Origin of the sequence: Streptomyces sp. NPDC014727, assembly GCF_043083485.1 — a bacterium.
Taxonomy (GTDB): Bacteria; Actinomycetota; Actinomycetes; order Streptomycetales; family Streptomycetaceae; genus Streptomyces.
Genome location: NZ_JBIBYR010000011.1, coordinates 160,633 through 174,153, shown reverse-complemented (window position 1 = coordinate 174,153; position 13,521 = coordinate 160,633). Strand labels below are relative to the sequence as shown.

The 13,521-nt window shown below is 71.8% G+C and carries 10 protein-coding genes; 3 read left to right on the top strand and 7 right to left on the bottom strand.

What is annotated here, in order from left to right; all coding sequences use genetic code 11:
- Positions 1-10: 10 nt before the first annotated feature.
- From ACF1B9_RS19440 to ACF1B9_RS19420, 5 genes are all read right to left on the bottom strand, one after another.
- Positions 11-3,058 carry an NPCBM/NEW2 domain-containing protein gene (locus ACF1B9_RS19440; protein WP_391740320.1) on the bottom strand — a complete coding sequence of 1,016 codons (3,048 nt, stop codon included), beginning with the start codon at positions 3,056-3,058 and terminating at the stop codon, positions 11-13.
- A gap of 125 nt (positions 3,059-3,183) precedes the next feature.
- Positions 3,184-4,413, bottom strand: coding sequence for a cysteine--1-D-myo-inosityl 2-amino-2-deoxy-alpha-D-glucopyranoside ligase (gene mshC / locus ACF1B9_RS19435; protein ID WP_391740321.1), 1,230 nt, complete (start codon positions 4,411-4,413; stop codon positions 3,184-3,186).
- A gap of 155 nt (positions 4,414-4,568) precedes the next feature.
- Complete coding sequence (locus tag ACF1B9_RS19430) at positions 4,569-5,432, bottom strand: SCO1664 family protein (protein WP_391740322.1); 864 nt, start codon at positions 5,430-5,432, stop codon at positions 4,569-4,571.
- Positions 5,396-5,986, bottom strand: coding sequence for a DUF3090 domain-containing protein (locus ACF1B9_RS19425; protein WP_072484378.1), 591 nt, complete (start codon positions 5,984-5,986; stop codon positions 5,396-5,398). The genes ACF1B9_RS19430 and ACF1B9_RS19425 overlap by 37 nt, the downstream gene beginning before the upstream one ends.
- A 105-nt stretch (positions 5,987-6,091) precedes the next feature.
- Positions 6,092-6,814 carry a histidine phosphatase family protein gene (locus ACF1B9_RS19420; RefSeq protein ID WP_391740323.1) on the bottom strand — a complete coding sequence of 241 codons (723 nt, stop codon included), beginning with the start codon at positions 6,812-6,814 and terminating at the stop codon, positions 6,092-6,094.
- A 59-nt stretch (positions 6,815-6,873) separates the two neighbouring features.
- Between ACF1B9_RS19420 and corA the strand changes: the two genes are divergently transcribed.
- Positions 6,874-7,869: a magnesium/cobalt transporter CorA gene (gene corA / locus ACF1B9_RS19415; RefSeq protein ID WP_391740324.1), complete on the top strand. Its 996-nt coding sequence runs from the start codon at positions 6,874-6,876 to the stop codon at positions 7,867-7,869.
- A gap of 91 nt (positions 7,870-7,960) precedes the next feature.
- On the opposite strand, the gene ACF1B9_RS19410 is transcribed toward corA, so the two are convergent.
- The gene (locus tag ACF1B9_RS19410) at positions 7,961-8,749 is read right to left on the bottom strand and encodes a ferritin-like domain-containing protein (RefSeq protein WP_391740325.1); all 789 of its coding nucleotides are present in this window, start codon (positions 8,747-8,749) and stop codon (positions 7,961-7,963) included.
- A 260-nt stretch (positions 8,750-9,009) separates the two neighbouring features.
- The gene (locus ACF1B9_RS19405; RefSeq protein ID WP_391740326.1) at positions 9,010-10,059 is read right to left on the bottom strand and encodes an LLM class F420-dependent oxidoreductase; all 1,050 of its coding nucleotides are present in this window, start codon (positions 10,057-10,059) and stop codon (positions 9,010-9,012) included.
- A 140-nt stretch (positions 10,060-10,199) separates the two neighbouring features.
- Between ACF1B9_RS19405 and ACF1B9_RS19400 the strand changes: the two genes are divergently transcribed.
- A complete protein-coding gene (locus ACF1B9_RS19400) occupies positions 10,200-11,183 on the top strand; it encodes an aldo/keto reductase (RefSeq protein WP_391740327.1) in 984 nt (327 codons plus the stop codon).
- Positions 11,180-13,504 (top strand): helix-hairpin-helix domain-containing protein, encoded by a 2,325-nt coding sequence (locus ACF1B9_RS19395; RefSeq protein ID WP_391740328.1) that lies wholly within the window; start codon positions 11,180-11,182, stop codon positions 13,502-13,504. The genes ACF1B9_RS19400 and ACF1B9_RS19395 overlap by 4 nt, the downstream gene beginning before the upstream one ends.
- Positions 13,505-13,521 lie beyond the last annotated feature (17 nt).

Genomic DNA, 13,521 nt, shown 5'->3' with positions numbered 1-13,521 from the left:
TGCGGGTCGTTCAGGAACAGGTGAACCGCGCCGCGGCCCAGTCCCCGTGGTCACCGGTCTTGGACCCATTGGTGTCCGTGACCTTCAGGTGCACATGGCGCGCACCGTCGAGCTTCACCTCGACCGGTACGGTCGCCGACGCCCCCGTCACCTTCGGCGAGGTCCACAGGACCTTGCCGTCCGCCTCGACGGAGAACGCCACTTCGCCGTAGCCGTTGATCTCGTCGTCGATCCCGACGTCCGCGGTGAAGGCGGTGCAGCGCCCACCGAGGTAGACCTCGATGTCGGAGTCGGCATGGGTGCCGATGCCCTTCTCGTACGTCTTGCCCGCCAGGGTCAGCCGGTGTCCGTCGGCCGCGCCGGACTCGCCGTTGCTGCGGTCCCGCTCGGCGGGGCCGTAGCCGTTGACGGACTTCAGCCACACCATGTCGCTCGCCCAGACCTCACCGGCGGGCGGCGGTGGCATCACTCCGGCCGCGAACCGCTGGACGGCGGTGCGGGATTCGCCGGCCGCCCGGTACCGGGCGAGTGCGGTGAGCCGCGCCTCCCCCGCCGTGGCGTCCTTCGCCGGGGTGACCGACACCTCGACCCGCCGGGTGGTGCCCGCCGGGATCCGGTCCACGGTCGCGGGCCGCGCGACCTGCCAGCCCTCGGGGACGTCCAGGGTGACCGCGGCGTCCGTCACATCGGCGTCGCCCGCGGTGACATCGACGGCGACGGTGTCCTCGGTCCCGGCACCGATCTCCTGCCCGGCCGGCGCGGAGACGGCGGCCGTGGTCGCCGCGTTCCGCCCGCCGACCGCGCTCGTCCCGCGCAGCTTCACGGAGAACTTCTGGTCGGTGGGGAGCGGCAGGGTCTTGATCTTCACGACACCGCCGCGGTCGTCCTGGTCGTACCACCAGCCCTGCTTCGCCGCCTTGTACGCGGCCGCCGAAGCCAGCCGGGGCAGCTTGCCGTCGAGCTGGACCGCGCTCGGCGCGGAGCCGGTGTGCACGCTGAACTCGTACGGACGGGTGCGCTGCTTGCCGGTGAACTGCCCCTCGCTCGCGCCGATCCGCACGGTGACGTCGCCCGCGCCCCGGAGCGGCGCCTTCACCTCGGCGGTCTGCGTGGCGTACTTGCCATCGCGGTGCTGCCGGGTGACGCCGTCGTCCTCGTAGAGCGTGAAGGACGACGTGCCCTGCGGGTAGATGTCCCAGGCGAGCGGCGAGTCGGCGGTGCGGTCCTGGTACGAGCGGATGCCCGGCCACATCGGCACACTGGCGCCCCCCTTGACGAACAGCGGCAGGGTGTCGAGCGGAGCGCTGTAGTGGTCGAGGGTGGTCGGCCCCTCGTAGGTGCGACCGCTCCAGTAGTCGGTCCAGGTGCCCTTCGGAAGATAGATGCCGTTGCGCTCGGTGCTGTCCTGGTAGACCGGCGCCACGAGGAAGTCCTCGCCGGACATGAACTCGTACTTCGCCGCGTCCGTCGCCGCCTTCGGGTCGTCCGGGTATTCGAGGACCAGGGGCCGGACCATGCCGACGCCGGTCTTCGTCGCCTCGTGCGCGTAGGAGTACTGGTAGGGCAGCAGCGACTCCTTGAGCTTGAGGTAGTCACGGTTGATGGAGGTGTACGGCTCCCCGTACCGGAAGGGCTGCTTGTCGCTGGCCGCCCAGCCGTCCATGGTCATCGTGGTGCCGAGGAACATCTTCCACTGGAGATCACGGGTGTACGTCTTGGCGCTGCCGCCGAAGATGCCGTCGACGTCGCCCGTCGTGTAGGCGAGTCCGGACATCGTGGCACCCGCGTAGGTCGGGATCTGCCAGCGGATGTAGTCCCAGGTGCCGGACTGGTCACCGGACCACTGGACGCCACAGCGCTGCGCGCCCGCCCAGCTCTCCGGGGCGTAGGTGAAGCCGCGGGCGTCGCTGTTGTCCTCGATGCCCCGGTACGCGTCCTTGCACCCGTCGAGCGCGAACTTGTAGCCCGAGCCGACCCAGGCGACGTCCAGCTTGGCGACCCTCTGGCCCGCCTTGACCTGGTCGGCGATCTTGTCGATGCCGTCCTCGGTCCACAGGCCGAGCTGCATGCCGCGGTCCTGGAGGCCCTTGGCGGTCTCGGCGAGGTCCTCGTAGCCGCAGCCGTAGCCGTCGTTGACGAGCATCCAGCCGTTCGGCATGTCGTGCTCGACGTAGCCGTCGGCGATCTTCAGGGAGTCCAGGGTGCGGCGCTCGCCGCGGTTGGCGTTGTGCAGGTAGCAGTCGGAGTCGCCCATCTCCATCCCGTACACGGGCGGCAGGAAGGGCTTGCCGGTGAGCTTCGTGTACTGCCCGATGACGTCCTTGGCGCTGTCACCCGCGAAGTAGTAGGCGTCGAAACGCTTTTCCTTCGCGCTGGTGGTCACCGGGTCGGTGAAGGCATAGGTGTTCGGCGCGTAGGTGTTGCGATAGACGCCGTACCCCGCCGAAGAGAGGTAGAACGGCACCGAGTTGGGGTGGCCGCCGTCGTTCCAGTTGTAGTCGACGCCGACCTCGACGGTCTTGTCGCGGTGCGAGGTGTTGCCGCGCCCGTTCTGCATGCCGGCACCGTAGAACTGCTCGTCGGCGCCGCGGGCCAGGGTCTGGGTGGTCTGCTTCCCGTCCCAGCTCAGTCCCTTGGCCTCGGACCAGACCCGGGTGCCGTCCGCGCGGTACAGCGCGAAGCGCAGGGGTGACTTGTAGGCGCGCAGGGTGACGCTGCCGGTGGAGAGTTCGTAGCGGTCGCCCCGCTCCTTCCACCGGGTGCGCGGCCCGGTGCCCTGGGGCAGGACGATGTCGTCGCCGGTGGGGTCGGAGAACGCACCGTCCGGGGCGAGTTCGATCCGGAAGGTCTCGTCGGAGACGAAGCTGATCCGGGCCTCGGCGGTGCCGGCCTTCAAGCGGTAGACGGGTCCGTCGGCGGAGAATCCGGTGAGGTCGCCGACGGTGGTGGTGTCCGGTTCGGCGGTGCCGGCCTGGGCGGCACCGGGCCCCGCGAAGACGGCGAGCAGCCCCAGCAAGGCTGCAACTGCCGCCGATCTGATGCTCGTTGATGATTGCATAGAGCGCTTTTAGCGCAACATCGAGCACTTGACCATGGACAAAACGGAACCGGCCCTGAACTTCGTCAAGAAGTCCAAGGCCGGCTCGGCGGATGAAGGTCAGCGGAATGTCACCGCGCGCGGCACTACAGTGCGACGCCCAGCAACGCGTCGACGGTGCGCGAGACGAGGCCGGGTGCGCCCTCGTCCGTACCGCCCTGGGCGTTCTGACACTCGGCCCAGCGGTCCACGGCGGCCAGGGCGGCCGGTGCGTCCAGGTCGTCGGCAAGGGCCTCGCGGACCTCCTCGACGAGGGCCTCGGCGGGCAGTCCGTCGGGCCGGGAGACGGCGGAACGCCACCGCCCGAGCCGCTCGACGGCTTCGGCGAGCACCTGGTCGGTCCACTCCCAGTCGGACCGGTAGTGGTGCGACAGCAGGGAGAGGCGGATCGCCGCCGGGTCCACGCCGGAACGGCGCAGCTTCGAGACGAAGACCAGGTTGCCCCTGGACTTGGACATCTTCTCGCCGTCCAGGGCGACCATTCCGGCGTGCACGTACGCCTGGGCGAACGGGTACTCGCCGGTCAGCACCTGGGCATGGGAGGCGCCCATCTCGTGGTGCGGGAAGGCCAGGTCGGACCCGCCTCCCTGGACGTCGAAGCCCATGCCGAGGTGGTCCAGGGCGATGGCGACGCACTCGATGTGCCAGCCGGGCCGGCCGGGACCGAGCGAGTCCCCGTCCCAGCTCGGCTCGCCCTCACGGGCGGCCATCCAGAGCATCGGGTCGAGCGGGTTCTTCTTGCCGGGGCGCTCCGGATCGCCACCGCGCTCGGCGGAGAGCAGCCGCATCGCCTCGGCGTCGAGGTGGGAGACCCCGCCGAAGTGCGGGTCGGTCTCGACGGAGAAGTACACGTCCCCGTCGAGTTCGTAGGCGGCGCCGGCGTCCCGGAGCCGTTCGACGAGCGGAACGATGCCCGGTATCGCCTCCACGGCACCGATGTAGTGCTTCGGCGGGAGCATGCGCAGGGCAGTCATGTCCTCGCGGAACAGGGCCGTCTCGCGCTCCGCGAGCTCGGTCCAGTCCTCACCGTCGCGCACGGCCCGCTCCAGCAGAGGGTCGTCCACGTCCGTCACGTTCTGGACGTAGTGAACCTGCCGCTTGGTGTCGAGCCACACGCGCTGAACGAGGTCGAACGCGTTGTAGGTCGCCGCATGACCCATGTGGGTCGCGTCGTACGGCGTGATGCCGCAGACGTAGATGCGGGCGACGGGACCGGGGTCAAGGGTGATCCGTCCGCCGGTCGCGGTGTCGTGGATCCGAAGGTCGCGGCCCTTGCCAGGCAGGGCGGGGACCTCAGAAGCGGGCCAGGCATGCATGCCACGAGCGTAACCGGATGCACGTTCCGGATACGAACCGGATACCGGAACCTGGCCGAAGAGGCGTGCTTGCGCTTCGTGGCTTCATCTGTTCCGGGTACGGCCGCACCGCCCCGTACCGCCGCCTTGCCCGCCCCCCGACCGGCCCGCTGCCCTCACACCGGCGGCCAGGGGATCGAGGGCCACTCACCGCTCGGCTCCGGATGCCTCCCCGACGCGATCAGCCCCTCCACGCGCCCCCGCAACGCCTCGATCTCGACGGCGGTGATCAGCTCGCCCAGCCGGGTGACCAGCGAGGTCCCCGGCGCCAGCTCCGCGCCCAGCCGCTCCACGACGGCGACGGCCTCGGCCGTCAACGGCTCCCCCGCCCACCCCCACAGCAGCGTGCGCAGCTTGTCGTCGGTGTTGAAGGTCACGCCGTGGTCGATGCCGTAGAGCCGGCCGCCGGGCCCGGGCAGCAGATGGCCGCCCTTGCGGTCACCGTTGTTGATGACGGCGTCGAGGACCGCCAGCCGCCGCAGGCGCGGATCGTCCGCGTGCACCAGCAGGGCCGTCCTCCCCTCCCCGGTCTCGGCGAGGGCGACGGCCTTCCAGCCCTCCCCCGGCTCCTCGTCCTCGACGAGCGCGAGGAGCGGGGGCTCCCCGGCCTCGTCCGGCCCCTCGTCCCGCGGGGCCGCTTCGATCCACAGCTGGCACATCCCCCGGCCGTACGGCCCGTCTCGCAGCACGGTGGGCGGTATGAGCCCCCAGCCGGTCGCCTCGGAGATCTCGTACGCGGCCACCTCGCGCTCGGCGAGCGTGCCGTCCGGGAAGTCCCACAGAGGCTGTTCGCCCGCCACGGGCTTGTAGACGCAGGTCACTTCCTCGCCCTCGTGGGCGACCGTGCAGTAGAGCACCGCGTTGGACGCCCCGCGGACCTGGCCCCGCACGGTGAGCCGCCCCTCGGCGAGCACCGTGAGCACGGTGGCCGGCTCGGTGTCGGTCAGGCTCCGCGACGGTACCCGTTCTGGCGCGGGCATACGTGTCCTTCCGGGTCGAGCGGCAGGCTGCACAGCGGGCACGGCGGACGCCCGGCGTTCACGACGTCCAGGGCGCGCTTGGCGAAGGCACGGGCCTGCGCACCGCTGAGGCGGACCCGGAGCATCGGCGGACCGTTCTCCTCGTCCTGCAACAGCCGCTCCTCGGCCTCCGCGAGATCCTCGTCGGAGTCCACGTCCAGCTCGACCAGCGCCTGCGCCTCGACGATCATGCGCTGTTCCTCGCCGTCCCAGGCGAGCGCCATCGTGCCGACCCGGAACTCCTCCTCGACCGGCACGTCGAGAGGGGCGGTGTCGGTGACGTCCATGGGCGCCACGGCAGGCACCGGAGAGTTTCCGCCGGTCCGCCGCACCACCTCGTCGAGCAGTTCGTCGATGCGCTCGGCGAGCGCGGCGACCTGAGTCTTCTCCAGGGCCACACTGGTGACGCGTCCGCCTGAGGAGGCCTGCAGGAAGAACGTACGACGTCCAGGCAACCCGACCGTACCGGCCACGAAGCGGTCCGGGGGGTCGTAGAGGAACACCTGACGGGACACGTCCTGTCTCCCTTGAAAATTGACGGCAGATGAGGGGCGGCCGGGGTCCGGGGGATTCCCCCGGGGAAGGCGCCTACGGCGCGTCCACCCTACTGCGCGAAGCGATCACGGCGCCCCAGCGCCGCCCCCGACCGCCGCGTCCGCATCGCTCTCCGCCGCCGGACGCCGTCCCGGCTCCGTCCCGGCGCTGCTCTCACGCGGCGCCAGCGGGGCGAGGTCCCCCGTGTCACCGAGCCTCAGCAGGAAGGGCCGCAGCCTGGTGTAGCGGATCGCGGTGACCGAGCAGGGGTCGGCGTGGATCCGCTGGAAGAGGTCGAGATGCATGCCGAGCGCGTCGGCGACGAGGGCCTTGATGATGTCGCCGTGCGAGCACATCACATAGACGGCGTCGTCACCGTACTCGGACTCGATCCGCGCGTTCCAGTCCCGTACGGCGTCCACGGCACGCGCCTGCATGGCGCGCATGGACTCGCCGCCGGGGAACGCCGCGGCCGACGGGTGCTGCTGCACGACGCTCATCAGCGGTTCGTCGGTCAGCTCCGCCAGCTTGCGTCCCGACCACGTGCCGTAGTCGCACTCGCTGATCCGCTCCTCGGTGTGCATCACCAGCTCCGGCCGGGCGTCCAGGAGCGGCCTCAGGGTCTCCCGGCAGCGCTGCAGGGGGCTGCTGACGGCGGCGGCGAGGGGCAGCTCGGCCAGCCGCCCGGGGAGCGCCGCGGCCTGTGCGGCTCCGCGCTCGTCGAGCGCGACACCCGGTGTGCGGCCCGCGAGCACCCCGGCCGTGTTGGCGGTGGAGCGTCCATGACGTACGAGGATCAGGGTGGGCATACGGGCCAGCGTAGGCCGCCGCCGCCGGTGAGGTGCGCCGGGGACCGGAGCAGGGAAGAATGCGCGCCGTGATTGTGGACTGTGCGATCTACCGGGACGGGCGTCGTACCGAAGGCCCCGCCGACCTCTCCGAAGCCCTCGCGCAGGCGCGGGCGAGCGGTGACGCGTTCTTGTGGATCGGCCTGTACGAGCCGACGGAGAAGGAGGTCGAACGCGTCAGCAGCGAGTTCGGGCTCCATCCGCTGGCCGTGGAGGACGCCCTGAGCGCGCACCAGCGGCCCAAGCTGGAGGTGTACGACGACTCGCTCTTCGCGGTCATCAAACCGGTGGTGTACGAGCACCTGAGCGACACGGTCACCGCCGACGAGCTGATGGCCTTCATCGGCGATTCGTTCGTCGTGACGGTCCGCCACGGGGAGGGCGCGCCGCTCGCCGCGGTGCGCCGCCGTCTGGAGTCGGAGCCGGAGGTGCTCAAGCACGGGCCGACCGCGGTGCTGTACGCGATCAGTGACGCCGTCGTCGACCACTACATCGAAGTGGCCGGCGAGCTCCAGGTCGACCTGGAGGAACTGGAGACCGAGGTGTTCGCGCCCACCGCCGCCGTGGACACCAAGAACACCGCGTCCCGCATCTACACGTTCAAGCGGCAGATCATGGAGTTCCGCCGGGCCGCCGGGCCGCTGAGTGCCCCGATGGCCCGTCTGGCGAGCGCCGAGGTGCCGTTCGTCCACGAGCACTCGCAGCCGTTCTTCCGTGACGTGAGCGACCATCTGACGCGCGCCAACGAGTACGTGGAAGGGCTGGACCGGCTGCTCTCGGACATCCTCTCGGCGCACCTGGCCCAAGTGGGCGTGCGGCAGAACGACGACATGCGCAAGATCTCGGCGTGGGCGGCGATGGCCGCCGTACCGACGATGGTGGCGGGCATCTACGGCATGAACTTCGACCACATGCCGGAGCTCCGCTGGGTGTGGGCCTATCCGGCGGTGATCCTGCTGATGGTCGCCGTGGTCTTCGGCCTGTACCGCCAGTTCAAGCGCCGCGGCTGGCTCTGACGGAGGCCGGGCGCGGCACCCCGGCCACGCCCCTGGGGGCGGCCCGGCGGGACACCGTACGACGCGGCTCGGGACGGCCCGGTACGACGGATCAGGCGAACTCGTGGGCCTGTGCCGCGGGACCGCCCAGCGCGTCGCGCCGCTCGGGCGGCTCCAGACTCACCATGCGCCGCCATCCCACGAGCCGTTCGTACGCGTAGACCCCGTGGATCCCGGCGGCCAGCACCGCCGCTCTGGCCCGTGACCAGTGCAGGATGCGGCCCATGTGATCCATCACGGCGAGGCTGACGTCGCGGTACACCCGGATCTCCGCGAGCGCGCACTCGCGGAGGATGCGCTGGATCGTACGACCGTGCCCGAAGCGGGCGAAGCGGAGCAACTCCTCGTGGCAGTACGCCAGGTGGTTGTCCTCGTCGTTCGAGATCATCTTCACCGCCCGGCCGACGTCGGGGTGGTCGGCGAAGTACTTGCGCAACAGCGCCATCTGCTCGGAGGCGCGCTGTTCGGTGACCCGGCTGTGCGCGAGGTAGGTGATGATGTCGCGCTCGGAGAGCGGTTCCCGGCGCCCCAGTTGCTCATGGGCGAGGCCGATGCCGTGCTTCTCCAGCAGCATCGTGTAATCGGTCTCGTGCGGAACCTCGACGGGCCGCAGTCCGCGCTTCCTCAGCAGCGCGTGGAAGATCCGGCCGTGCTTGTCCTCGTCGGCGCCGTGCCGCGCGATCTTGGGTGCCAGGGCCCGCTGGCTCTCGGGCACGAGCTCCGCGATCCGGCCGTTCTCCCAGCCTCCCTGGGACTCCCCGCTGGCCGCGATGGAACAGAACAGCCGGAACGACTCGTCTTCGTCGAGAATCTCCTGGAACAGGTTCCTTGCCGAGAGCATCGCTGCCACCTCCGTACCGGCGTCACACCCATCGCCAGTCAAGTGCGGCGCGCCCACCCAGGCAACAGGAACGCCCCCCGGCTACGCCGGACGGGGCCGCTCCGGCCCGCCGCGTACGACAACGCCCTCGGCCCGCACACCATTCGGCGTAACCCCGGGCGCCCGAACGCGTTGTTCCGCGTAACGGCCGTGGCAGGGAGGCCCCCCGAGCCCCCACCACGGCCGTGGTGCCGTCCGCAGCCCCGGGCCGGGTGTCGGCGCTACGCGAGACCGGAACGTTCCAGCGCGTCCGTACCGGCCCGCAGGGCCGCGATCCGCTCGTCGAGCGTGAAGCCGGCCGGGGCCAGGGTGAGCGTCGTGACACCCGCCGCGGCATACGCCTGCATGCGCTCGGCGATCCGCTCGACCGGACCGAGCAGCGTGGTCTGGTCGATCAGCCGGTGCGGCACGGCGGCGGCGGCACCGTTCTTGTCGCCGGACAGGTACTTGTCCTGGATCTCGGCGGCTTCCTTCTCGTACCCCATGCGCTGCGCGAGCTGGTTGTAGAAGTTCTGCCTGCGGCTGCCCATGCCGCCCACGTACAGCGCGGTGTACGGGCGGAACATGTCCGCGAGACCATTGACGTCGTCACCGACGGCGAGTGGCAGCGTCGGGCAGACGTCGAAGCCCTCCAGGGTCCGGCCGGCCTTCTCCCGGCCCGCCCGCAGGTACTTCACGGCGGTGTCCTCGAGGTGCTCCGCGGAGGGGAAGATCAGCAGCGCGCCGTCGGCGATCTCGCCCGTCTGCTCCAGGTTCTTCGGGCCGATCGCGGCGATGTAGAGCGGGATGTGTTCGCGCTGAGGGTGGACGGTGAGCTTGATGGGCTTGCCCGGACCGTCCGGCAGCGGGAGCGTCCAGTGCTGTCCCTCGTACGACAGCCGCTCGCGGGACATCGCCTTGCGGACGATCTCGACGTACTCCCGGGTGCGGGCCAGCGGCTTGTCGAACTTGACGCCGTACCAGCCCTCGGAGACCTGCGGTCCCGACACGCCGAGGCCGAGCCGGAACCGGCCGCCGGAGAGCGAGTCGAGGGTGGCGGCGGTCATCGCCGTCATGGCGGGCTGACGGGCCGGGATCTGCATGATCGCGGAGCCGACGTCGATGGATTCGGTCTGGGCGGCGACCCAGGAGAGCACGGTCGGCGCGTCGGATCCGTACGCCTCGGCCGCCCAGCAGACGTCGTATCCGAGGCGGTCCGCCTCCTGGGCGACGGCGAGGTTGTCGCCGTCCATCCCCGCGCCCCAGTAACCGAGATTGATGCCGAGCCGCATAACCGCTCCCCTTACTGATCAGTAACGTCCCTGAGCTCCGGACTCTAGCGCGCGGCGACGTGATCCGGCAGGGGCGACTTGGTGCCGAGTTGTCCACAGGCTTCCGCCGAGTGGGGTTCTGGCCAGTAATCTCAGCGCCCATGGAGCAGAGGCATCTCGGCCGCACCGGCCTTCGAGTGTCCCGGATCGGGCTCGGCACCCTCACATGGGGCCGGGACACCGACGAGCACGACGCCGCCGAACAGCTGAAGGCCTTCTGGGAGGCGGGCGGCACACTGGTCGACACGGCCGATGTGTACGGCGGCGGAGAGGCCGAATATCTGCTCGGGCGGCTCACCGAGGGCCTGGTGCCACGGCAGGATCTGGTCATCGCCACGAAAGCGGGCAGCGTGGCCGACCCGTACCGACGGTTCAACGGCTCGCGCGGGCATCTGCTGGCCGCGCTGGACGCCTCCCTGGAACGGCTCGGCACGGATTACGTGGACCTGTGGCAGATCCACGCCTTCGATCCGGTGACCCCGCTGGAGGAGACCCTTCAGGCGGTGGATCTGGCGGTGTCCACCGGACGCGCCCGGTACGCGGGCGTGTCGAACTTCTGCGGCTGGCAGCTCGCCAAGGCGGCGACGTGGCAGCTCGCCTCGCCCGGGGTGCGCACCCGGCTGGCGAGCACACAGATGGAGTACTCGTTGTTGCAGCGGGGCGTGGAACGCGAGGTCCTGCCGGCCGCGCTCGATCTGGGAGTGGGGCTGCTGCCCTCCTCCCCGCTGGGCAGAGGGGTCCTGACCGGCAAGTACCGGACGGGCACTCCGGCGGACTCGCGCGGCGCCTCGGAACTGCTGGCTCCGTTCGTCGAGCCGTATCTCGACGACCCGGCGAGCCGCATCGTGGACGCGGTGGCGACCGCCGCCGACGGTCTGGCCACGACGGCGCTCCAGGTGGCTCTCGCCTGGGTGCGGGACCGGCCCGGAGTGGTGGCCCCGATCGTCGGCGCCCGCAACGCGCAGCAGCTCACGGAGGCATTGTCAGTGGAGGCGCTTAGTCTTCCTGACGAGATCTGCCAGGCGCTCGACGATGTGTCGGCGCCCGTGCACCGCTATCCCGACCAGGACTGGAGCACGCTGTGACTGCGCTTCCCCGGGGGGGAACCCCCGGCTCCCCGGCCGCCGACGACGCCGATGTCGCGGCCCCCTCCGCCGCCGAGCCCGCACCGTCCCCGCAGGACGAGGGTCACCAGGCGGACGAGGGGTCGCCGACGGCCGACGCCGGTGCCGCAGAGGAGACGGACGGCGGCACCGACACGGGCTCCGGGGCGAACGAGGCGGCGGGCGCGGACGCCGAGTCCGACGCGGCGGCCACCGAGACCGACGGCACTTCCGACACCGACCGGACAACCGCGGCCGACGGCGCCGCGGAAGGGGCTGCCGACGCCCCCGCACCGCTCTCCGAGGCCGAGGCCGAGCTGGCCGCCCAGCGGGAGCTCCGGGAGCGGATCGAGAAGCGCAAGGCCGAGAAGGGCGGCCCCATCGCCGCCGGTGCGAAGCTGAGTGGCCAGGCGGCCGATCTGCTCGCGGCCGTGCGTGCCGTGGAGAGCGGCGAGAAGCCCGCTGCCGCGTTCTTCGACTCGCCCGCGCCCACCGCTCCCCGCCGGGCCGCTCCCGCACCCGCGCCGACCCGCCCCCGCACGCCCGAGCGGGCCCCGGCTCGGCAGGGCGCCTCGCCGGAGGCCGTGGCCGCCACAGCCGCCGTGCTGGCCGAGGGCGGGGCTCCCGGAGCGCTGGCGGGCGCGGCGGCCGAGGCGCTCGGTGAGCAGGCGGGCGACGCTCTGCGCGAGGATCCCTGGCAGCTTCTGACCGTGCCGGGGGTCAGGCCCGAGCAGGCCGACGGGTTCGCCCGCGCCCTGCTGGGCTCCGCGTGCGGTCCGGACGACGAGCGGCGGACCGCCGCCCTGGTCGGCTGGCTGCTGGAGCGGGCCGCACTCCAGGGCCACACGGCGCTCGACGCGACGGCGGTTCGTGCCGCCCTCGCCGAGCGCTCGGTGACGGACCCCGAAGCGGCCGTCCGGCACGCGGTCGCCGAGGGCGTCGTCCTGGTGTTCCAGGACGGCGAGGACGGCGAGGACGTCCGGGATTCCGAAGCATCCGCGGACCTCGGCGAGGACGCCGAGGAAGGCGTGCGGGAGCCGGTACAGGTGCTGCTCGGTCTCGATCGGTACGCGCTCGCGGAGGAGAGCCTCGCCGACGGTCTGGCCCGGCTCGTCAACGCCTGCGAGAAGGACGCCGACTGGACACAGGCGGCCTCGGCCGCGGCCTCCCCGTCGGCGGCCGAGCTGATCCGTGCGGTCGCTGCCCACGGTCTGGTGGCACACACCGGCGGCGAGGCCGCCAGGGCCGAGCCCGCCGCGCTGCTCACCGCGGCACGCGGCCTCGGACTGCGCGCCCTGGGCGCCGTGCACAGCGTCGACGGCAGGCACCGGCTGGCCGAGGCCGCCGGCGATCCGTCGGCGGCCGTCACCCTCGCCGGACTGCTCTCCGGCACGGAGGGCCCCGGCCGGGACGAGGAGGGAGCGATCGCCGTCGATCTGCTCGTCGTGCTGGACGCCCCGCAGCTGGACGTCGAGACCGCGGCCATCCTCGTGGAGTCGCTGGCCGACGGCACCCGGCTGGTCCTCAGCGGCGACCCGGGCGTACTGGGCTCGGCCGGTGCGGGACAGGTGTTCGCGGACGTGCTGGCGGCCCGCGCCTGCCCGCAGATCGTGTCCCGTACGCCGGATCCGGGGCCGATCGGCGAACTGGTCTCCGGTATCGGCATCGGTGAGCTGAACCAGGTCGAGGCGCCGGGCAAGGAGGTGGTGATCGTCCCCGTGCGCGACGCGGGCGAGGCGGTGCACCGCACCGTGCAGCTGGTCGCCGACTCGGTGCCGCGCGCCATCGGCGTGCCGTCGGCCGACACTCAGGTGATCACCGTCGGCCACGGCGGCTCGGCGGGCACCCGGGCGTTGAACGCGGCGCTGAAGCAGCGGCTCAACCCCGGTCCGGGGCGGTTCGGCGGCTTCGACCCCGGCGACCGCGTCGTCCACGTCCCGACGCCGGGCAGGACCGTGCCCGGGGTGGTCGTCTCGGCCGACGCCGAGGGCCTGCACCTGGACTGCGCGGGCACGAAGACCGTCGTGCCCCAGGGCCGGGTGGAGGCGTCCGTGCGCCACGGCTGGGCCCTCAGCGCCCACCAGGCGGCCGCGATGCGCTGGCCCGCGGTGGTCGTCGTACTGCCGGGCGACGCCGCGCAGGGTCTCAGCCGTCCCTGGGTGTACACCGCCTTCAGCCGTGCGGAGCGGCATCTGTCCGTCGTGCACGGGGTGGATCAGGCGCTCCAGCGCGCGGTCGCCCGGTCACCGGCCCAGGACCGCACGACGCGACTGCGCACCCTGCTGGAGGCCCCGGCCCGATGACCGGGCCGGGTACGTCC

What these genes read in the sequence shown, in the direction of transcription:
- ACF1B9_RS19410 (WP_391740325.1), bottom strand. Translation starts at nt 8,749, where the DNA reads ATGCTCTCGGCAAGGAACCTGTTCCAGGAGATTCTCGACGAAGACGAG.
- ACF1B9_RS19420 (WP_391740323.1), bottom strand. Translation starts at nt 6,814, where the DNA reads ATGCCCACCCTGATCCTCGTACGTCATGGACGCTCCACCGCCAACACG.
- ACF1B9_RS19440 (WP_391740320.1), bottom strand. Translation starts at nt 3,058, where the DNA reads ATGCAATCATCAACGAGCATCAGATCGGCGGCAGTTGCAGCCTTGCTG.
- ACF1B9_RS19430 (WP_391740322.1), bottom strand. Translation starts at nt 5,432, where the DNA reads ATGCCCGCGCCAGAACGGGTACCGTCGCGGAGCCTGACCGACACCGAG.
- ACF1B9_RS19400 (WP_391740327.1), top strand. Translation starts at nt 10,200, where the DNA reads ATGGAGCAGAGGCATCTCGGCCGCACCGGCCTTCGAGTGTCCCGGATC.
- mshC (WP_391740321.1), bottom strand. Translation starts at nt 4,413, where the DNA reads ATGCATGCCTGGCCCGCTTCTGAGGTCCCCGCCCTGCCTGGCAAGGGC.
- corA (WP_391740324.1), top strand. Translation starts at nt 6,874, where the DNA reads ATGCGCGCCGTGATTGTGGACTGTGCGATCTACCGGGACGGGCGTCGT.
- ACF1B9_RS19405 (WP_391740326.1), bottom strand. Translation starts at nt 10,059, where the DNA reads ATGCGGCTCGGCATCAATCTCGGTTACTGGGGCGCGGGGATGGACGGC.